The 18,628-nt window shown below is 65.3% G+C and carries 19 protein-coding genes; 8 read left to right on the top strand and 11 right to left on the bottom strand.

Annotated elements, in window-relative coordinates; translation table 11 throughout:
- Positions 1 to 36 precede the first annotated feature (36 nt).
- From AKJ13_RS25745 to AKJ13_RS25765, 5 genes are read right to left on the bottom strand one after another with little or no spacing between them, the layout of a single operon-like run.
- Positions 37 to 756: an ABC transporter ATP-binding protein gene (locus tag AKJ13_RS25745; protein ID WP_050735873.1), complete on the bottom strand. Its 720-nt coding sequence runs from the start codon at positions 754 to 756 to the stop codon at positions 37 to 39.
- Positions 753 to 1,544, bottom strand: a complete 792-nt coding sequence (locus AKJ13_RS25750; protein WP_050735874.1) for an ABC transporter ATP-binding protein — start codon at positions 1,542 to 1,544, stop codon at positions 753 to 755. Before AKJ13_RS25750 ends, AKJ13_RS25745 begins: the two co-directional genes overlap by 4 nt.
- Positions 1,541 to 2,767 carry a branched-chain amino acid ABC transporter permease gene (locus tag AKJ13_RS25755; protein WP_050735875.1) on the bottom strand — a complete coding sequence of 409 codons (1,227 nt, stop codon included), beginning with the start codon at positions 2,765 to 2,767 and terminating at the stop codon, positions 1,541 to 1,543. Before AKJ13_RS25755 ends, AKJ13_RS25750 begins: the two co-directional genes overlap by 4 nt.
- A 28-nt stretch (positions 2,768 to 2,795) precedes the next feature.
- On the bottom strand, positions 2,796 to 3,707 hold the full coding sequence (locus tag AKJ13_RS25760) for a branched-chain amino acid ABC transporter permease (RefSeq protein WP_050735876.1): 912 nt from the start codon (positions 3,705 to 3,707) through the stop codon (positions 2,796 to 2,798).
- A 23-nt stretch (positions 3,708 to 3,730) separates the two neighbouring features.
- Positions 3,731 to 4,897: a branched-chain amino acid ABC transporter substrate-binding protein gene (locus AKJ13_RS25765; RefSeq protein ID WP_050735877.1), complete on the bottom strand. Its 1,167-nt coding sequence runs from the start codon at positions 4,895 to 4,897 to the stop codon at positions 3,731 to 3,733.
- A 218-nt stretch (positions 4,898 to 5,115) separates the two neighbouring features.
- On the opposite strand from AKJ13_RS25765, the gene AKJ13_RS25770 reads away from it, so the two are divergent.
- Both AKJ13_RS25770 and AKJ13_RS25775 read left to right on the top strand, forming a co-directional pair.
- Complete coding sequence (locus AKJ13_RS25770; RefSeq protein WP_050735878.1) at positions 5,116 to 6,093, top strand: dipeptidase; 978 nt, start codon at positions 5,116 to 5,118, stop codon at positions 6,091 to 6,093.
- A 5-nt stretch (positions 6,094 to 6,098) separates the two neighbouring features.
- Entirely contained in the window at positions 6,099 to 6,629 is a 531-nt protein-coding gene (locus tag AKJ13_RS25775; protein ID WP_050735879.1) for a 4-vinyl reductase, read from the top strand.
- A 52-nt stretch (positions 6,630 to 6,681) separates the two neighbouring features.
- On the opposite strand, the gene solA is transcribed toward AKJ13_RS25775, so the two are convergent.
- A complete protein-coding gene (gene solA / locus AKJ13_RS25780) occupies positions 6,682 to 7,842 on the bottom strand; it encodes an N-methyl-L-tryptophan oxidase (RefSeq protein ID WP_050735899.1) in 1,161 nt (386 codons plus the stop codon).
- A 292-nt stretch (positions 7,843 to 8,134) separates the two neighbouring features.
- Positions 8,135 to 8,380, bottom strand: a complete 246-nt coding sequence (locus tag AKJ13_RS25785) for an arginase family protein (protein ID WP_050735880.1) — start codon at positions 8,378 to 8,380, stop codon at positions 8,135 to 8,137.
- A gap of 560 nt (positions 8,381 to 8,940) precedes the next feature.
- On the opposite strand from AKJ13_RS25785, the gene AKJ13_RS25790 reads away from it, so the two are divergent.
- Positions 8,941 to 10,206 (top strand): cytochrome P450, encoded by a 1,266-nt coding sequence (locus AKJ13_RS25790; RefSeq protein WP_050735881.1) that lies wholly within the window; start codon positions 8,941 to 8,943, stop codon positions 10,204 to 10,206.
- A gap of 22 nt (positions 10,207 to 10,228) precedes the next feature.
- Here AKJ13_RS25790 and AKJ13_RS30860 read toward each other — a convergent pair whose 3' ends face one another.
- Both AKJ13_RS30860 and AKJ13_RS25805 read right to left on the bottom strand, forming a co-directional pair.
- Complete coding sequence (locus AKJ13_RS30860) at positions 10,229 to 11,722, bottom strand: DUF2231 domain-containing protein (RefSeq protein WP_144426389.1); 1,494 nt, start codon at positions 11,720 to 11,722, stop codon at positions 10,229 to 10,231.
- A 493-nt stretch (positions 11,723 to 12,215) separates the two neighbouring features.
- A complete protein-coding gene (locus tag AKJ13_RS25805; protein ID WP_050735884.1) occupies positions 12,216 to 12,827 on the bottom strand; it encodes an XRE family transcriptional regulator in 612 nt (203 codons plus the stop codon).
- 189 nt (positions 12,828 to 13,016) lie between these two features.
- Between AKJ13_RS25805 and AKJ13_RS25810 the strand changes: the two genes are divergently transcribed.
- From AKJ13_RS25810 to AKJ13_RS25825, 4 genes are all read left to right on the top strand, one after another.
- Entirely contained in the window at positions 13,017 to 14,324 is a 1,308-nt protein-coding gene (locus AKJ13_RS25810; protein WP_244471730.1) for an MFS transporter, read from the top strand.
- Between the two features lie 109 nt (positions 14,325 to 14,433).
- A complete protein-coding gene (locus AKJ13_RS25815; protein WP_050735886.1) occupies positions 14,434 to 14,826 on the top strand; it encodes a Rid family detoxifying hydrolase in 393 nt (130 codons plus the stop codon).
- Positions 14,823 to 15,392, top strand: a complete 570-nt coding sequence (locus tag AKJ13_RS25820; RefSeq protein ID WP_050735887.1) for an MOSC domain-containing protein — start codon at positions 14,823 to 14,825, stop codon at positions 15,390 to 15,392. Before AKJ13_RS25815 ends, AKJ13_RS25820 begins: the two co-directional genes overlap by 4 nt.
- Before the next feature lie 4 nt (positions 15,393 to 15,396).
- Positions 15,397 to 16,332 carry a PDR/VanB family oxidoreductase gene (locus AKJ13_RS25825; protein ID WP_050735888.1) on the top strand — a complete coding sequence of 312 codons (936 nt, stop codon included), beginning with the start codon at positions 15,397 to 15,399 and terminating at the stop codon, positions 16,330 to 16,332.
- Positions 16,333 to 16,371: 39 nt separating this feature from the next.
- On the opposite strand, the gene AKJ13_RS31645 is transcribed toward AKJ13_RS25825, so the two are convergent.
- Together AKJ13_RS31645 and AKJ13_RS25830 are read right to left on the bottom strand one after the other, a co-directional pair.
- Positions 16,372 to 16,560, bottom strand: a complete 189-nt coding sequence (locus tag AKJ13_RS31645; RefSeq protein ID WP_144426390.1) for a hypothetical protein — start codon at positions 16,558 to 16,560, stop codon at positions 16,372 to 16,374.
- A 63-nt stretch (positions 16,561 to 16,623) separates the two neighbouring features.
- Positions 16,624 to 17,256 carry a tyrosine-type recombinase/integrase gene (locus AKJ13_RS25830; protein WP_050735889.1) on the bottom strand — a complete coding sequence of 211 codons (633 nt, stop codon included), beginning with the start codon at positions 17,254 to 17,256 and terminating at the stop codon, positions 16,624 to 16,626.
- A 214-nt stretch (positions 17,257 to 17,470) separates the two neighbouring features.
- Between AKJ13_RS25830 and AKJ13_RS31650 the strand changes: the two genes are divergently transcribed.
- Positions 17,471 to 18,058: a hypothetical protein gene (locus AKJ13_RS31650; protein WP_144426391.1), complete on the top strand. Its 588-nt coding sequence runs from the start codon at positions 17,471 to 17,473 to the stop codon at positions 18,056 to 18,058.
- The last annotated feature ends 570 nt before the right edge of the window (positions 18,059 to 18,628 follow it).

Raw genomic sequence — 18,628 nt, forward strand, 5'->3', positions numbered from 1 at the left:
ACGGACCAGGGGCGAGCGAACAGCGGGACGCTGGCGTCAGTGCACAGCGCCGAAATAGGCCCGTTGCAATTCGGGGTCGTCCCGCAGCGTCGCGGAGGAGCCCTGCGCCACGATGCGCCCGCCGGATAGGACATAGCCGTGATGGGCGATCGCCAGCGTCTGATTCACGTTCTGCTCGACGAGCAGGACCGTGACGCCGGTCGCATTGATCCGGGCGATCACATTGAAGTTCTCTTGCACGAAGAGCGGCGAGAGCCCCAGCGAGGGCTCGTCGATCACGAGGAGCTTCGGATCGGTCATCAGCCCCCGGCCGATCGACACCATGGCCTGCTCGCCACCGGACATCGTGCCGGCGAGCTGGCGAGCCCGCTCCGCGAGGCGTGGGAAGACGGCATGCACGCCGTCGAGCCTGCGCCGGATCTCCCGCTCGGACGACACGCGGTAGGCGCCGAGCCGAAGGTTCTCCTCGACGGTCATCTTGGAAAAGATCCGGCGGCCCTCGGGAATGCAGCCGATCCCGAGACTGACCACGTCGTGGGTCTGCATCCCGTCGAGCTTGCGCCCGTCGAAGGAGATGGAGCCGCGGCGGGGCGGCGTAAGGCGCAGGATCGAACGGATCAGCGTGGTCTTGCCGGCGCCGTTCGAGCCGAGGATACATGTGATCCGTCCGGGGGCCACCTCGAGGGTGATGTCGTCGAGGACATCGATACGGTCGTACGTGGTGAAGACGCCGTCGATGGTCAGGCGCGCGGTCATGAATGCCCCAGATAGGCTTCGCGGACGGTCGGGTCGGCGGCCACTTCGCGGAAACAGCCCTCGCAGATCTTGCGGCCGTAGTTGAGGACGACGCAGCGGTCGGTGATGCGCTCGATCAACCCCATCTCGTGTTCTACGATGATAACAGTCAGGTCGCCGCGGCTGCGCTGCACATCGAGGATCTCGTCGATGAGCTGGTTGGTCTCATCGTGGGTCATGCCGGCGGAGGGCTCGTCGAGCAGCAGGATCTTCGGCCGTCCGATAAGGGCGCGGCAGATCTCGACCCGGCGGCGGTCGATCATGCCGAGGGCGACGGCCGGCTCGTCGAGACGCCGGGCGAGGTCCGGGTTGAACAACCGGGCGAGGTCCCTGGCCTCCTCGGCGAGGGCCGCGACGGCCCGCGCCAGGGTGCGGCGGCGCAGGAGGTTGTCGATCACACCCTGCGGCAGGCGCTCCTGCGCGCCGAGCGCGATGTTGTCGAAGACGGAGAGCGGCAGGCACAGGCGCGAACGCTGGAAGGTCCGGGCGAGACCGAGCCCGGCGAGCGCGTGGGCAGGCTCGCGGGTGATGTCGCGGCCGTCGAGGACGATGGAGCCGGCCGCAGCCGGGTAGATGCCGCTCGTGACGTTGAAAAAGGTGGTCTTGCCGGAGCCGTTCGGGCCGATCAGACCCAACACCTCGCCGCGTCGGACCGTCAGGTCGAGTTCATTGAGGGCGAAGAGGCCGCCGAAGCGGACGGACAGGCCCTTCGCCTCCAGGATCGCGGGGGCTGCCGCCACGGCGCTCATGCCTGGCGCCCCGCGACGAGGGTCCGCGTCCGGCGGGGCAACAGGCCGCCGGGACTGAGGACGAGGACAAGGATCACCAGCACTGCGAACAGCAAAAGCCGGTATTCCTGAATGAACTGCAGTTTCTCCGGCAGCAGCACGACGATCAGCGCCGCCGGTAGTACCCCCCAGCGGTTGCCGATCCCGCCCAGGATGACGATCGACACCATCATCAGCGAGTCGCCGAGGGTGAAGTTGTTGGGGGCGATGAAGCCGGTCATCTTGGCGTAGATCGCCCCGGCCATCCCGGCAAGCACGTTGCCCAGGGTGAAGGCGAGGATCTTCCAACGGGCGATCCGCAGGCCGAAGACCTGGGCGGCGACCTCGTCGAGCCGCACTGCGTCCAGACGGATGCCGATCCACGATCGATCGAGGAGACCGACGAGCGCCAGGGCCACCGCGGTGAGGGCGAGGCACAGCATGACGTAGTTGGCGTAGAAGGAAAACGTCATGCCGAACAAGTCGAGGTCGTTCGAGAAGTCCCAGCCGAACACCGTGATCGGCGCGAGCTTCAGGCCCTGGGGGCCACCGAGCAACTCATTGGCGTCCAGGAAGACGTTGAACATCACCCCGAAGGCCAGTGTCGTCAGGGCGGCGTAGTGGCCCCGCGTCCGCAACAGCGGCAGTACGAGGAGCGAGCCGATCGCGACAGCGACACCGCCCCCGAGGAGAATGACCACCAGGTCCGGGATGGCGATTCCCTCCGCCCGGCCGAGGGCGGCTGCGGTATAGCCGCCGCAGCCGAGAAAGGCCGCGGCGCAAAAATTCGAGAGGCCGGCATAGCCGAGCTGGATCGTCAGGCCGAGGCAGACCGTGGCGTAGATCAGCACCGTCGCCAGCATCAAGAGGCCGAAATTGTCCTCGCGCAGGACGACGATGACGGCAAGGCAGGCGGCCACCAGCACGAGCCGCGCCGGCCAGGGATGACCGGCCGCGCCGCGCTCCACGGCGGCGATCACCCGGAACCGAGCGGCGGCGAACCACACCATCCCGCAGGCCACCAGCGCCGAGAGAACGACCCTTTGGTCCTCCGCATGGACCAAGAAAGCGACCGCCCCGGCGCAGGCGGCCACGACAACCGCGAAGATCGCGAAATCCGAAGCCCGCCGGGCACTCACCCCGGCCACCATCGGCAGCGCGTCCCCGGGGACCTCGTCTTGGGTGGAGCGGTGGCGCATCAGCATCGGTACGTCATCCGGGCGGGAGGAGAGGTCAGACGCGCTCGCTGGCGCGCTCGGCCAGCAGCCCGGTGGGGCGCCACGTGATCAGGGCGATGACGGCGACGAAGGCGACGACGTTCTTGTATTCGCTGAAGGTCGGCAGGGTGGCGACGACGACGGTTTGAAGCCCGGCGAAGAGGTAGCCCCCTAGGATCGCACCCCAGAGGTTACCGAGCCCGCCGACGATAGCCGCGCTGAAGCCGATCACCGCGATCAGCAGGCCCATGCCGTAGTTGATCTCGCTGTAGTACAGGCCGGAGATCACCCCCGCGAAACCCGCCGTCGCCGAACCGAGGGCGAAGGTCAGGGGGACGACACGGAAGAAGTTGACCCCCATCGTCCGGGCGGTCTCCTGATCCTCCGCCACCGCCCGCATCGCGAGCCCGAAGCGGGTGCGGTTGATGATGTGGTGGACGACGGCGATAATCAGGAGCCCGGCCCCGATCAGGATCAGCCCGTCATAGCGGACGAAGACGCCACCGACGGTCGCCCCCCCAGGTGGCAGCAGGGCGGGGAAGCGCTGCGAATTGGTGCCGTTGGGGAAGAACAGCCGGATCGACTCGCGGATCACGGTGCCGACCATCATCGTCATCAGCAGCAGGTTGAGGGGCGGGGCGGAGCGCAGGGGCAGTATCAGGAGGCGGGAGATCCCGGCGCCGAGGAGCGCGGCGAGGCCCACGGCCGTCGAGACGGCGGCCAGGATCTGCACACCGGCCGGCAGCCCCGCGGCGGCGGCGGCAGTCGCCGCGACCAAGGCGCCGAAGGCTCCGAACGTCATCACGTCCCCGTGGGAGAACTTGATGACGTTCATCACCCCGAAGAAGATCGTGAACCCCATCGCCACGAGGCCGTAGATCGTCCCCTGCATGAGCCCATTGAGGACGTACTGGCCGATCGCGCTCATCGCATATCTCCGATCGCTCGGTCTCAGCGGTGCAGCAACTTGCGCTTGCCGCTTGCGTACTCACTGTCCTCCCAGACGAGCCATTTGCCGTCCTGAACGACGTATTTCGTGGTGAGCGGCGTGATATTCTGGCCGTGGTCGTCGAAGGTGATCGGCCCAACGATCGAGGGCACGTCCTTCACGTCACCGAGCGCCGCGGTGATCTTCGCCCGCTCTGGACCCACCGCCTCGATTTTCTGCATCAGCAGGTGGGTGGCGATGTAGGCGAAGGGTCCGTAGGCCTCCGGCGGCTCCCGGAAGCCCGCCGCCTTGTAGTTTTCGGTGAAGGCTGCGCCGCCGGGCATCTTTGAGAGTGGTGGCGAATCGAAGAAGGTCACGGTACCTTCGGCGAGATCCGGTCCCACGGCGTTGATGAACGCATCGCCCATGATCCCGGAGTTGCCTTCGAGCTGCGCCTTGATCCCGAGCTTGTCCATTTGCGTCCGCAGCCGCGTCCCCAGCGGCGTGAGGCCACCGAAATAGATCACCTCCGGATTCAATTCTTTGATCTTCGTCAGCTCGGCACTGAGATCCTGCTGATCGGGCGCGACCGCGAAATTTCCGAGGATTTTTCCGCCGTTCTCGTTGGTGAACTCGGTGAAATATTTGTTCATCGACTTCCCGTAATCGGTCGAGTCGGCGAAGGAGACAAAGGTCTTGTAACCCTGCTCCTTCATGAACTGCGCACCGACCCGGTTTTGGCCGATGAGGATGCCGCTCACCCGGTGGATTTCCGCGTATTTGTTGGCATAGGTGATCTCGGGCAGCACCGCCGCCCAGACCACCATCGGCAGCTTGAAGCGGTGGAACACGTCGACCGTGGCGATGGCGGTGGCCGAGCAGTAATGCGGTACCGCCGCCGCGATGCTGCGGTCAGACCCGAGCTTGGTCACGACCTGCACGCCGACATTCGGTTTGCATTCGTCGTCTAGGACGACGAGCTCGTACTGATAACGATGGGCCGGATCGGCGTTGAACAGCTTCACGGCGAGTTCGGCGGAGTTGCGGGCGCCGATCCCGTGGGGGGAGTTCGGCCCGGTGAGGGGGCCGACGAACGCGATCTTCACCGTGTCCTTGGCCTCGGCCCATCCTGGGATGAGCAGCGCCCCCGCCACTACCCCTGCGAGGCACCGCCGCGTGATCCGACCCATTCCGCCTCTCCGTCTTCAGTCCAGAAGCAGACTAGGCAGCGGAGCCGTGGGCAGACTAGCACGCAAGCGCGCTGGCTCCTGAACGGATGCGCCATTGGTGCAACCGCGGGGCGCGGCGCGTGCGTACCGAGCCGATGACGGAAATGTCCTAGCTGCCATCCGGCGGAAGGGAGGATCAAGGGCACCCCGAACCAGGGAAGCTCCCACGGAGACTGCGCATGCCGTCCGACCTGCACGACCGATCGATCGTCATCGACGGCCTGATCATCTCCGACTTCGGCCGGCCGGTCTTCGAAGACATGCGCAAGGGCGGCCTGACTGCCGCGAACTGCACCTGCTGCGTCTGGGAGAATTTCACGGAGACGATGCGAAACGTGATGCGCTGGAAGGCGTATTTCCGCGAACATGCGGACCTGATCACGCAGATTTACACCACCGCCGACATTCAGGCCGCCAAGGAAGCCGGGAAGACCGGTATCATCCTCGGCTGGCAGAACATCACCGGGATCGAGGACCAGGTTGGCTATCTCGGCCTGTTCAAGGAACTCGGCGTCGGCATCATCCAGATGGCGTACAACACCCAGAACCTCGTCGGCACCGGCTGCTACGAGCGCCGGGACGGGGGCCTGTCGGACTTCGGCCATGACGTGCTGGGTGAGATGAACCGGCTCGGCATCCTGGCCGACCTGTCGCATGTGGGTCCGAAGACGAGCGAGGACGTGATCCTCGGCTCCCGCCAGCGGGTCGCCTACTCGCACTGCCTCCCTGCCGGGCTGAAGGCGCACCCGCGCAACAAGTCCGACGAGCAGCTTCGCTTCATCGCCGAGCGGGACGGGTTTGTCGGCGTGACCATGTTCCCGCCCTTCCTCAAGCGCGGACCGGATTCGACGGTCGATGATTACGTCGAGGCGATCGAGTACGTCCTGAACCTGTGCGGCGAGGACAAGGTCGGCATCGGCACCGATTTTACCCAGGGCTACGGCCGGCCGTTCTTCGACTGGATCACCCACGACAAGGGCTATGGCCGCCGGCTCACCGACTTCGGCGAGGTGATCAACCCCGAGGGCCTGCGCACCATCGGCGAGTGGCCGAACCTGACAGCGGCGATGGAGCGGCGCGGCTGGCCGTCCGCGCGGATCGAGCGGGTGATCGGCGGCAACTGGTTCGCGCTCCTGCGCGACGTGTGGGGAGCGTGAGGGTCATGGGCAAGCCGCAGGTCGAGATCACGGTCGACGACACCACCGGGCGCTGGTCCGTCGACGCGCTGCCGATGATCCTGGTGCCGCAGCACTTCTTCCTGAACAACCACTTCGCCCTTGAGGCGGAACTGGGTCCCGAACGGCTGGCGGAGGTGCTGCGGCCCGCTGGCCATCGCTCGGCCTATCATTGGTGCGAGAAGGAGGCCGCTCATCATGGGTTGGACGGCCTCGGGGCCTTCCACCACTATATGCGGCGCATCACCCAGCGCGGCTGGGGGCAGTTCGAGGTGCTGGACGTCGATCTCGGGGCCGGCACCGCCTCGGTCCGACTTCGGAACTCGGCCTTTGTGGACGAGGAGCGCCGACGCCTCGGCCGCAAGGTCTGCACGATGTTCGCCGCGTGGCTCGAAGGCTCGCTCGAATATGCGGCGGCGGCCTCGGGCCGGACGCTGCATCTCCATGCCCGGGAAGCCTATTGCGCCGCGGAGGGCACGCACGACCATTGCTTGTTCGAGGTCACGCCGCGGAGATAGGCTTCGGCTCTTTCCGATCCCGGCCGGCTCCCAGTCCGTGACGCCTCCGGCGCTACGGATTGGCGGGGCTCAGGCCCGGCCGCTTGAGGCCCAGGAAGCCGATCTCGTGGCGGGTCCGCCCGTCGCCGCTGGCGAGATCGGCAAGGATCTCGCCGATCACCGAGCAAAACTTGTAGCCGTGCCCCGAGCACGGCGAGGCCAGCACGACCTGCGGGTAGTCCGGGTGGTGATCCAGGATGAAGTGCTCGTCGGGGGTGTTGGTGAACATGCAGTCGCGCAAGGCCATGGTCGGCCCGCTGCCGGCGGGGAAGTAGCGTTCCGCGAAGTCGCGCAGGAGGCGCTCGTCGGCGGCATCCGGCTCCCGCCGCACGGCGTCCGGGGCGCCGGTCTCCCCGAGGTGATGGTAGCGCCCGAACTTGAACCCCGGAACCTCATAGACGGGCAGTCCGTAGTATCGTCCCTCCGGCACCTGCAAGTTGAAGACCGGAAAGCGCGACGGCTCGAACCAAGCGGGCTCCTGAGGCTGGAGCCATGCCAGCACTTGGCGCTCCGGGACGGCAAGACCGGCCAGGGGCGCGGCGAGATCCGCCGCCCAGGCCCCCGCCGTCAGGACCAGCCGCCCGGCTTCGTAGGTCCCGTGATCGGTCCGCACGACGACCCCACCTCCCGGGGTCGCCTGCCAGTCGAGAACCTGCTCGCGGGCATGGATCTCCGCCCCGTGGGCCTGTGCGGCCCGGACGTGGGCGACGATCGCCCGCTCGCTGGCCACGAGCCCGCCCTGGGGCTGGTAGACGGCGCGCATGCCCACCGGGAGCCGGTAAGCCGGGAACCGCTCGTTGACCGCGGTGGCGGTGAGGACCTCGTGGGGCAGGTCGTGCAGCCGGGCCGAGGCCAGGGCGCCCTGGAAGACGTCGCTCTCCTCCGCGCCGCCGTCGATGGAGCCAGTGATCACCAGGATCTCGTCGCCCGTCGCCGCCTCGAGGTCCCGCCACAGCGCGTAGGCCCGGTGCAGGAGCGGCACATAGGCCGGATCCTCGTAGTAGGGCAAACGGATAATCCGGCTGATCCCATGGGACGAGCCCATGGCGTGGGGGATGTCGTAGCGCTCAAGCCCGAGCACGCGCTGACCGCGCTTGGTCAACTGCCAGGCCGCGGCACTGCCCATGCCGCCGATCCCGACAACGATGACATCGTAGGGCGTGTCCGAACGCATGGGGGCCTGCATCTTCGACCTGATGGCGGAGGGTCGCACTTCGGCACCGGTCATCCCCCGGAAGGGCGGGGATCGGCTTGGACGCAAGCGGCGCATCGGTAAGCTGCATGCGGCACGGACGGGACCGCACCTTGTTCGCGGTCCCCGGTGACGAACCGCCGGTTCGAGAGGACGGAGGGGCTTGCCCGTTGTGGGAGGGGGCAGCCTCTCCTGCCGCCGCAGATGTCGTCTTTCTTCGAGTGTTGAGAGTCGAGGGCGATCTCCCGCGCCTGGGTGGTCCGGCCGACGAGACTCAGGCCGGCTCCGGGATCAAGTCATGCCGGCGAGCCAGCAGGAGCATCCCCTCCATGATCATATGCGCGCAAAGATGCGCGGCCATGTCGCTCACGTCCTGCGGCGGGCTCACGGTGTTGTAATCCATCGCCACGATGTTCAGGCCGCTCAGGCTGCGGATCAGCTCGATCCCCTCCCGCGCCGTCAGGCCGCCCCAGCTGGCCATGCAGACACCGGGGGCGACCGACGGATCGAAGACATCCATACCCCAGGAACGAATAGACCTTACTAGTTCCTGTCCGTGGCAGGACGGCCATTCTAAATCCTTAACGTTGTGTGACCGCAGGTTGAAATGACCGGATCAGATGTCTCCCGCGGCTCGGTGCCGAAAGTAGCGGTGAGACCTGATTGGATCGCGGGAGGAGCGTCTGCTTTTCGGTGGGACCGCTCCGTAGCGGACCGGCGGCTTTCGGCCAGATTCCGTCATTCGCGGCCCCTCAGACTTCCGGCAAGCAGACGTTCCGAAAGTCTGAGAAGGGTCGACACCGGACGGACGGTCATCTGATACTGAATGTCCGCTACCGGGCGTTGAGCTGATGTCTGCTCATGGCCGAAAGCCGCCGGTCCGCTTCGGAGAAGTTCCGACGGGGAAGCAGACAGGACCCTGCCAACCCAGTTCGGTCATAGCTGCCCGCTCTTGACGTCCCCCGATGCTGCCGCTCGCCGGTTGAGGGCGGTAGAGCCCTATGGTGTGAACTGCTTGGCCTCGCATAGGTTGACCGAGCTCAGAAGGCGCATTCCGCAGCAGCTTTTGAGAGAACCGGGATGAAGCTGAACGGTCGGATAAGCTCGGCGATACCCCGGGATCGCGCACCCGACAGCACATTGTCGCTGCTCTCGGAAGGCTATGCGTTCATCCCGAACCGTTGCGGGCGGTACGGATCGGACCTGTTCATGGCCCGGCTCATGTTGAGCCCCGTGGTCTGCATGTCAGGTCGAGAGGCAGCGTCACGCTTCTACGATCATTATCGCTTCACACGTCGACACGCGCTCCCGCCGACCACGTTTGCGCTGATCCAGGACCACGGAAGCGTGATGGTCTTGGACGGTGATGCCCATCGTCACCGCAAGAAGATGTTCCTGTCGCTGGTCGGGCCAGCGGCGCTCCAGCGCTTCTCAGACCTATTCGCTGGTCACTGGCGCCAAGCCGTGCTTCGCTGGGCTACAATGGACAGTGTAGTGCTCCTCGACGAGGCGCACCGCGTCATCACGGCTGCGGTGTGCGAATGGGCCGGTCTTCCACTCACCTCTGATGAAGTCGGCGCACGAGCCGCCGAGTTTGCCGCCATGGTCGCGGGCACGGGCTCAATCGGACCACGCAATTGGCGAGGGCATCTGCTTCGCGCTCGCACCGAGCGCTGGGCGGGGCGAACGATCGAAGAGATCCGAAGTGGCCGGCGCGAAGTCCCTCTGGGTGCTGCCCGGACCGTCGCAACCCATCGCGACGCCGACGGTCGCCTTCTTGATGTCAAAACAGCGGGAGTGGAACTCATCAACGTCCTGCGCCCGACGGTGGCGAACGCCCGTTATGTCGTATTCGTCGCCATGGCGCTTCATGAGCACCCTCACTGGGTCGAGGCTCTCCGCAATACAGACGAAAACACGCGCCAGCGCTTCGTCCTGGAAGTGCGGCGGGTCTTCCCGTTTATCCCGTTCATCGGCGGTCGCGTCCGAGAGCCGTTTGAGTGGCGAGGCCATGCGTTCAGGGTTGGCGATTGGGCACTCATGGACCTCTACGGCACCAATCACGACCCGGATCGGTGGCAGGCGCCGGAGCGCTTCGATCCAGACCGCTTCTACACCGAAGCCATCGATGCGTTTGACTTGATCTCCCATGGCGGTGGCTCAGCCGCGGACGGGCACCGCTGCCCCGGCGAGGGCATCACGCAAACTCTGCTCATCACGGCCGCTGATCTTCTGGCGCATTCGATGCGCTACGAGGTTCCTCCACAGGATCTCAGGATTGATCTAGCCTACATTCCCGCACGCCCCCGGAGCGGATGTGTCCTCCGCAACGTACAGCCGGCGTGAGGCTCCGGCACGCGCGTGACACTCAAGCGTTCTCGAGCAACGTCAATTTCAGAGTTCTAAAAGCTTGACGGAAGCGCGAGGTACGCTCGCGTTCAAGCATCGTCTCTAACTGTTCCCCAAGATCTCGCAGCCGCTCATCGGTCAATCGCTCCGCTTCTCGGAACATCGACCGTTCCTCCGATCCAGCGTGGTGAAGGAAGGCAGACTCCAGGGCAACCAAATGCTCCTCGAACTCAGGTCCACCGAGCGGCAATTTGACCGTCGCAGCGAGCAGGTCGGCTAGCACGCCGTGCTCAGCATAGGCTATTTCAGTGTCTTCGCTGACAGGCTGCACAGCAGGGTAGAAAATCGCGTCTTCGATGACTTCATGGATGTCGAGCTCGGCGGCCAGCGTACGCATGAGTTCATGTCGCTCCGCCCCATGGCCAGAGGTCGCCCGCATCTTTTTGAACATCCGCCTCATCAGTTCATGATGCTCGTATAAAACATCGGTCCCCTTCTTACCCGGCTGATGAGTCCTCGTTTCCGGCTGCCACTCGTCCGGCTCTTCGAAGCTCGCGACGTCCCGTACGTGAGCGAGGGAGGCGGAGGTGACGACGTGATCGCCGGGTTCCTGCTCGCGCCGAATGTATATCGCGCCGCCTTGCAGCCGCACTTGGTAGCGCGGTTGTGGGCAAGTTCCTGGCCCAGTTACGGGCTCCCCGGTCTGAAGATCGAAGGATGAACCATGCCAGGGACAGACGAGCTTGCCATCCAGCACCCAGCCTTGATCGAGCGGCCCGCCTGCGTGAGTACAGCGTGCGCCTAGTGCATGGACGCGCTCGCCCTGTCGAACCAATACAACGCCAATTTCCTTCCGAGCGACCTCGTCCCAGACGGCAACGCGAAAGGGTACCTTCTCGGTCAACTCGCCGAGCTTCGCCACTTGTACGAATTCGCGTGGCTCTGGGCTTCGATCGGCGTGGTCGACGCCTGTACGGCGCCGATAGACCATGTGCCCGCCGAGGTAACCGCCAATGCCCATGCAGGCGAAGGCTGAGGCGCTTGCCCAGATTCCTGCTCCTCGACGGCCGCGGCTGCGCAGCGCGCTGGACAGAAGGTTGAGGCCCAGCGCTGTCGCGTTGACAGAGCCATGCACCAGGCCAACCCGGCGGTCACGCCCGTTCATCGACTGCCAATCCGCGAGCCCTGTCGCCATGGCGGCAACAGCACCGATCGAGCCGGCTTGCAGCGCCAGATCAGCGGCTTGTTCAGAGGCTCGGTTGCGGAGCAAGCCGGCAGACCCCAACAGATCCAAGCCAAGCGCCAGGGTCCAGGTACCGATTGGTATGGTGACGAGTATCGGGTGAACTGGGTGTCCGTAGCCGCGCCCATGAAGGGTGTTTGCTATCTTCTTGCCCGGCCTGCCAACGATCTGCCCCGTGCGAGAAATGGCTTTGCCCAGCATATAAGAGGGTCGATCCAACCCCTCCGCGGTTTCGAGCTTGCCAATCGCTTTATCCAGAACCTTGACCAATGGATCTTCCCGCTGTTGCGCCTGTTCTCTCAGCGTAAGCGCCGAGCACCAACGGTGGCAACGCGACACGGAAGCGCTACGGATCCGATCAATACCCGGCCATTACAGCGCTTACGGAGCTGAAAATCTCAACTTACATTGCTTTTTGAAAGCCATATCTGAGCGATTGCCATGAATGTATGAGCGCGCTCCTCATCCTGCGCAAGCCTACATTCGATCTTCTAAAAAGGGTCGTGAAGGGGCGGCGCAGCTATGTCCGCTTAGATTATTGATTGCTCAAAAGCAGACCAGCTGGAATCCACCCAACCTAGCCGTCTAGTGGCCCCGCCGGCGCGACCAGAGCTGGCCGGAAGTTGCCGGTCCGCTTCCAAGAAGGTCCACCGGTTAAGCGGACGGACTGCTACTATTTCAACCCGGCCGCTCAGGCTGCCAACGGCGATTCTCCAACGCTGTTGTTCCAGGGGCGACTTTTATCCGGCGTGGAAGGCGACGCTCACCGCAGCCGCGTTGCGTCGATGACCAGGAAGTACTGGCAAGCCTCTGCCCCGAGATTGGTGAAGGCGTGCCCGGCATCGGCCTCAAAATACAGGCTGTCCCCTTCCTCGACCACGAGGGACCGCTCACCGATGACGGCGCGCAGGCGCCCCTTCAGCACGAAGATGTATTCCGAGACGCCCCTGCGGTGGGCCACAAACTCCCCCGCCGTCGCCCCCGGCGGCAGAGTGTTGAGCACCATGTCGATCCCCCGGCCCGGCAGGACCGGTGAGAGGCAGCGGCGCAGGAAGCCCGATTCCTCGTCCCGCAGCACCGGCTGGCGGGCGGCGGGGATCAGCAGCACCTCCCGGTCGGTGGCCGGCGACATCAGGCGCGAGAAGGTCACGTCCAGGGCCTCGGCGAGCCGCGAGAGCACCGCTGTCGATGGCACCGCCTCGCCGCGCTCCACCTTGGAGATCATCGAACGGCTCACCCCCGAGCGGGCGCTCAGCGCCTCCAGGGAGAGATCCCGCTCCTTGCGCCGCCGCCGGATTTCCTCGGCGAGCACCTGGAGCTGCGAGCGGGCCTCCGCGTCGGCCTGCTCGCGCCGCCCCTCTGTCATGACCGTCATCGGCACGTCGTCCTGGTCCCCCGGCCAGAGCGCTCCCTCGTTCCCGGAAGCTCGCGGGAGGGACTTAGCATGACCGGCGCGGCCGTGTCCGCCGGACCGAAGCCTTCGGTTGGCACGCAGCTTGTATCGCCTCGAGTGGAAATTCCTCTTTCAAAGTGGATGCCCGACATGCTCGACGCCGCCCTCCCGATGGATGGAACCCTGCTGGCCGCGCAGGATCCCGTAACCCCTGCGGACCGCCGCCAGATCGTCTGGTCGAGCGTCATCGGCACCACCATCGAGTGGTACGACTTCCTGATCTACGGAACGGCCAGCGCGCTGGTGTTCAATAAGCTGTTCTTCCCCAGCATCGATCCGGTGGTGGGGACCATCGCCGCGTTCGGCTCCTACGCCGTGGGTTTCCTGGCGCGGCCCCTCGGCGGGGCGGTGTTCGGCCATTTCGGCGACCGGGTCGGGCGCAAGGCCATGCTGGCCCTGACCCTGATGATCATGGGCATCGGCACTTTCCTGATCGGCTGCCTGCCGACCTATGGGCAGATCGGCATCCTGGCCCCGGTCCTCCTCGTCGCCCTGCGGCTGGTCCAGGGCATCGGGATCGGCGGCGAATGGGGCGGCGCCGTGCTGATGGTGGTGGAGAGCGTACCGCAGGAGCGGCGCGGATTCTTCGGTAGCATCGTCCAGCTCGGATACCCGATCGGGGTGATCCTCTCGATCGGCGCCTTCGCGCTGACCGGCCTCCTGACAGAGGAGGCGTTCCTGTCCTGGGGCTGGCGGGTGCCGTTCCTGGCGAGCGCGCCGCTGGTCCTCGTCGGCCTGTTCATCCGCCTGCGGCTGCACGAGACCCCCGCCTTCAAGGCGATCAAGGCAAAGGCGGCGACGGCCCGGCTGCCGGTGATGGAGATCCTCACCGAGCATCCGGGCCTGTTCCTGAAGGCGGTGGGCCTGAAGGTCTCGGAGATCGCCTATGTCAGCGTGGTGACCGTGTTCTCGATCTCCTACGTCACCGGGCAACTCGGGCTGTCACGAAGCGTGATCCTCAACGGGATCTTGATTGCGGCGGTGATCGAACTCTTCACCATCCCAGCCTTCGGCTGGCTGTCGGACCGCTACGGCCGCAAGACCTTGTTCGTGGTCGCCTGCCTGTTCTCGATCGCCTTCGCCTTCCCGATGTTCCAACTCCTCGACACCCGTAACCCGACCATCATCGCTCTGACGGTCGCGGTCGCCCTCAGCTTCGGGCAGGGCATCATGTTCGGGACCGGGGCCGCCTGGATGTCCGAGATGTTCCACGCCCGCTTGCGCTACAGCGGCGCCTCGCTCGGGTTCCAGGTCGGCGCGGCCCTGAGCGGCGGCTTCACCCCGCTGATCGCCGCCGCCCTCCTCACCTGGAGCGGTGGGGCGACATGGCCGATCTCGACCTATCTCATCGTCCTCGCCTGTGTGACGCTCGTGGCTACCTACCTGGCACCCGAAACAGCCCGGCGGCCCATCGACTGAGCGAGGTGACGGCCGCATCATTGATGCGGAACCCCACGATCCTTTGGTGGACATTTGTCCACTGCAGTGGAATAAAAATTAGGCCAGAAGGCTTCGAAGGAGGGCGGCTTTGACTCGAACGATCATCGCGACGGAGGCCGCCGCGCCGGCGGTGGGACCCTATGCTCAGGCCACCCGGGTGGGCGACCTCGTCTTCGCCTCGGGGCAGCTGCCGATCGACCCCGCCACCGGGGCGTTCCCGGAGGGGATCGAGGCGCAGACGCGCCGCTCGCTTGCCAACCTAGCAGCGGTGCTGGAAGCCGGGGGCGCCAGCCTCGCAAGCGTAGCCAAGACCACGGTGTTCCTGAAAAACATGAACGACTTCGCCGCGATGAATGCCGTCTACGCTGAGCACTTCCCCGAAGCCGCCCCGGCGCGCTCGACCGTGGAGGTGGCGCGCCTACCACGCGACGCCCTGGTCGAGGTCGAGGCCATCGCCCTAGCGACAGGACCAGCCCGATGAGCACGACCGCGGCCCCTCCCCATATCGAGGCCTTCGTCCACAAGGTCGGCTCGGTCGCCCACAGCGTGCCCGGTGGCGCCACCGGGTGGCAGGGCAGCCTGCTCCACATCCACATCGCCCCTGCGGCGAGCTACGAGATGGAGGAGCTGACGGAGGCCCGCTGCGTCGCCGGCCGGGGCATCGAGGGCGACCGCTATTGCCTCGGCACCGGCACATACTCGCCCAAGGCCGACACCCGCGAGGTGACGCTGATCGAGCATGAGGTGCTCGACGCCCTCGCGCGCAATGATCCGCCGCTTCAGGATGGGCCGATCCACCTGGCGCCCATCGACCACCGCCGCAACCTCACGGTGCGTGGTGTGCCCCTCAACCACCTCGTCGGCCGCCGCTTCCGGGTGGGCGAGGTGATCCTGCGCGGGGGGCGGCTGAACTTCCCGTGCAAATACCTTGAGGAATTGCTCGGCCTCCCCCTCTACCTGCCGCTCTACAACCGCTCCGGCCTCAATTGCGGGATCGAGCGCGGCGGCATCATCCGGCCGGGCGATCCGATCACCCTGGTGGAGTGAGGCGATGTCCGCCCGCATCGTCATGAAGCTGACGGTCGTGGAGGCCCTGGCCACCACACCGGAGGTGGTGCGCCTCACCCTTGTCCATCCGCAGCGCCCCCAGTTGCCCGCCTGGGAGCCCGGCGCCCATGTCGACCTGCGCCTGCCGGACGAGCGGGTGAGGCAGTACTCTCTCTGCGGCGACCCCGCCGACCGGAGCCGGTACGTCCTGGCGATCAAGCGCGAGGAGGCGGGGCGTGGCGGTTCGGCCTGGGCGCATGCCCACCTCGCCGCCGGCACAACCGTCCCCATCTCGCATCCGCGCAACCATTTCCCCCTGGCCGCCGGGGCGCGGCATCACGTGCTCATCGGCGGCGGTATCGGCGTGACGCCCGTCGCCGCCATGGCACGGCACCTGGCCGCGACCGGCGGCGACTTCACACTCCACCTCTGCGCGCGCTCTGCCGCGCATGCCCCCCTGCTGGAGGAGCTGCGCGCGGTCTGCGGTGAACGCCTGCACTGCTGGTACTCTGCGGCGGGCCAACGGCTCGATCCCGCGACGCTCGGGCCACCGGAGGACGGCGTCCACCTCTACGCCTGCGGACCTCAGCGTCTGACGGCGGCCGTGCAGGCGCTAGGCTGGCCGGCGGAGCAGGTGCATGTCGAGCATTTCGCGCCTTTGGTGGATGAGGGCTACGTGCCCGAACCCTTCGATGTGCAGATCGCCTCGACCGGCGCGACCCTCCATGTCCCCGCCGAAACCTCGCTCCTGGAGGTCCTGCACCAGAACGGGGTCAAGATGCCCTCGTCCTGCGAGATCGGCGTGTGCGGCGCCTGCGAATGCGGCTATCGGGAAGGCGACGTGATCCACCGCGACGTCGTGCTGCCCCAGGCCAGACGCCGAGACCACCTGATGCCCTGCGTCTCCCGCGCCCGCGGGACCGTAACGCTCGCCCTCTGATCACTTGCAGCGCGACCCCGGCTCATTGACCGGGGCGCCTCAGCCCCGGCACGGGCCGCTCGTGATGAAGGACATCGTCTCGGCCATGCCCTGAACGAGAAGATGCAGCGCCACGAGCTGAATTGCCTTGCCTTCAATGAGTGAGCGACCGCCGCTGGCTTTGCCGGACGGGCATTTCGAAGCGAGTCCGCTTTCAAGTTCGGCGGTGACGCGGTCAGATGGCTGCATTGGGCGCACTGCTGCCCAGCCGGTTTTAAAGCCCCTCGACCCTGAAGCCGAGGGGCCGGAGGCTCAAATCTCAGTCCCTTCCGCAAGCGTAAGCGCATCCTCGACATCGACGCCGAGGTACCTGACTGTGCTCTCGATTTTCGTGTGGCCCAGTAAAATTTGCACAGCACGCAGGTTGCCGGTCCGCTTGTAGATCAACGACGCCTTCGTTCGCCGCAAAGAATGGGTTCCGTAGTCCTCGCACCGCAGCCCGATACCCGTGACCCACTCATCGACCAAGCGCGCATACTGCCTCGTGCTGATGTGCGTGACGCCGTCGAGCCGGCTCGGGAAGGCATAGTCGTCGAGCGTTCCACCCCTGGCCTCCAGCCATGCCAGGATGCTGCTGCGGGCTGGTTCGAGGAGCTCGAACTGTACCGGTCGGCCGGTCTTGCGCTGAGTAACGATGGCTCGTGTGCGGACGCGACCACCACTGACGAGATCGCCGATCTTGAGCTTGACGATGTCGCAGCCTCGCAGCTTGCTATCGATGGCAAGGTCGAACATCGCGCGGTCACGCACCCGCCGTTCGCGGTCGAGCCAGAACCGGATGGCCCAAACCTGCTGAGGTTTGAGGGCACGTTTGGCGCCGAGCTTGCGGCCCGCGTTCCAGGGCTGCCGACCTTTTGTGGCCGGATCGTATGCAGAGTGTCCCATCGTCGATCCCCTCGCCGGCCTATGCCGACGAGACGAGAAGACACCCGAATCAAAACCGCTGAGGTGAGGGCGAGCAGATGCGGACGTTCCGCATCCGACCCAACCGAGCCGCCTGGATCGGCATGAGCGCTTCCAGTAAGCGGTCATCATTCGGCCGTCCGGCAACTTCGGCTAGGGATGGGAAGGCCGACGCGGTGGGGTTCATGCTAAAGCGATGAAGGGTCGAACGCTTATTCTTTCGCTCGGTGGTGCGGCTTTGTTGGCAGCATCCGTATGGCTGGCGAACGTCCCCGTCGTAGCTCGGCCAGTTCAAGCTGGTATTCTGCCTGTCGCAGTCTACGAGGACCGAGATTACGATGCCGAGCGTTTTGCCGCCAGCCGAGTGCTTGGGCTCAAGACAATCCCTGCTCAGTCCATTTTTGTCGGGCTTCAAGATTTCATCAGAAATCGTCTTGTAAACGACGGCGTTAGGGTCGTTTCAAAATCCGAAAGCGAAAATCGCCTTACATTGGTTGAAGCCAAAATCACGCGCAGTACCCACCCTGCATCACCTTTCATGTCTCAAGTGAACCGCTCTATCGATCTGATGTTCTGCCACGATCCAATTGTCAGTTCCTCCGATAAAAGTTGGTCGTGCCAGCATCTCGTGTTCGAATTTTACTTGAATGAAGATTACGATCTCGGTCCGCTGTACGAAGAAATCTGGCGTACAGTCCGGGGGACAAAACCCGTTGCTCTGCCCGGAACGTCGGCGTTTCGGCCGCGCCGCATTACGATTTTGGACGTGAAGCTTCGAACATGAGCTTCTAACCCCTCAAGGGCCAACGCCACGCATCTGTTTGAGGGGTTGTGCGAAAGGCCGCTTTGGATCGTGACCGGTTCCCCGGCTATGTCCGCTTCGATGCATCCGCCGTCCGGAAGCGGACCGGCAGCAATCCACCCAGAGCAGCCATTCGGCTTACGACCGAGGCTGTGTCGAAACGCGAATGTCGTCGGCTACCATAGAAGGATCTTCCCTCGGTAGCTCGTGGCATCGGCGGAATGGGCCTCCTGTCGGCACCAGAAGGCCGATCCGGAGATCTCTAACGGCGGCTGTGGAGAGGTTTGTTCTAGGGCTTCTCGACGCCCCGACGTTTTGACACAGCCTCGGTCGAGGCCGTGTCAAAACGCGTTGCTCGTGGCCGGCAGCGTCGCTTGGCAGGATGATGACGGCGGCGCGGTGGGCCGCTTCAGGCTCGAATGGCCTGGATGAGCCAGGCTGCGCCAAACAGGCGGATCATCCGCTTCATGTTGTAGGCAAGAATCGCGAGGCTCATCTCGGTTCGCACGCCTTTCAGGCCCTTCGTCAGGAAGGGCGTGCTGCCCATCCAAG

This window comes from Methylobacterium sp. ARG-1 (assembly GCF_001262595.1).
GTDB lineage: Bacteria > Pseudomonadota > Alphaproteobacteria > Rhizobiales > Beijerinckiaceae > Methylobacterium > Methylobacterium brachiatum.

What these genes read in the sequence shown, in the direction of transcription:
- AKJ13_RS25745 (WP_050735873.1), bottom strand. Translation starts at nt 756, where the DNA reads ATGACCGCGCGCCTGACCATCGACGGCGTCTTCACCACGTACGACCGT.
- AKJ13_RS25750 (WP_050735874.1), bottom strand. Translation starts at nt 1,544, where the DNA reads ATGAGCGCCGTGGCGGCAGCCCCCGCGATCCTGGAGGCGAAGGGCCTG.
- AKJ13_RS25755 (WP_050735875.1), bottom strand. Translation starts at nt 2,767, where the DNA reads ATGCTGATGCGCCACCGCTCCACCCAAGACGAGGTCCCCGGGGACGCG.
- AKJ13_RS25760 (WP_050735876.1), bottom strand. Translation starts at nt 3,707, where the DNA reads ATGAGCGCGATCGGCCAGTACGTCCTCAATGGGCTCATGCAGGGGACG.
- AKJ13_RS25765 (WP_050735877.1), bottom strand. Translation starts at nt 4,897, where the DNA reads ATGGGTCGGATCACGCGGCGGTGCCTCGCAGGGGTAGTGGCGGGGGCG.
- AKJ13_RS25770 (WP_050735878.1), top strand. Translation starts at nt 5,116, where the DNA reads ATGCCGTCCGACCTGCACGACCGATCGATCGTCATCGACGGCCTGATC.
- AKJ13_RS25775 (WP_050735879.1), top strand. Translation starts at nt 6,099, where the DNA reads ATGGGCAAGCCGCAGGTCGAGATCACGGTCGACGACACCACCGGGCGC.
- solA (WP_050735899.1), bottom strand. Translation starts at nt 7,842, where the DNA reads ATGCGTTCGGACACGCCCTACGATGTCATCGTTGTCGGGATCGGCGGC.
- AKJ13_RS25785 (WP_050735880.1), bottom strand. Translation starts at nt 8,380, where the DNA reads ATGGATGTCTTCGATCCGTCGGTCGCCCCCGGTGTCTGCATGGCCAGC.
- AKJ13_RS25790 (WP_050735881.1), top strand. Translation starts at nt 8,941, where the DNA reads ATGAAGCTGAACGGTCGGATAAGCTCGGCGATACCCCGGGATCGCGCA.
- AKJ13_RS25805 (WP_050735884.1), bottom strand. Translation starts at nt 12,827, where the DNA reads ATGACGGTCATGACAGAGGGGCGGCGCGAGCAGGCCGACGCGGAGGCC.
- AKJ13_RS25810 (WP_244471730.1), top strand. Translation starts at nt 13,017, where the DNA reads ATGGATGGAACCCTGCTGGCCGCGCAGGATCCCGTAACCCCTGCGGAC.
- AKJ13_RS25820 (WP_050735887.1), top strand. Translation starts at nt 14,823, where the DNA reads ATGAGCACGACCGCGGCCCCTCCCCATATCGAGGCCTTCGTCCACAAG.
- AKJ13_RS25825 (WP_050735888.1), top strand. Translation starts at nt 15,397, where the DNA reads ATGTCCGCCCGCATCGTCATGAAGCTGACGGTCGTGGAGGCCCTGGCC.
- AKJ13_RS31645 (WP_144426390.1), bottom strand. Translation starts at nt 16,560, where the DNA reads ATGCAGCCATCTGACCGCGTCACCGCCGAACTTGAAAGCGGACTCGCT.
- AKJ13_RS25830 (WP_050735889.1), bottom strand. Translation starts at nt 17,256, where the DNA reads ATGGGACACTCTGCATACGATCCGGCCACAAAAGGTCGGCAGCCCTGG.
- AKJ13_RS31650 (WP_144426391.1), top strand. Translation starts at nt 17,471, where the DNA reads ATGAAGGGTCGAACGCTTATTCTTTCGCTCGGTGGTGCGGCTTTGTTG.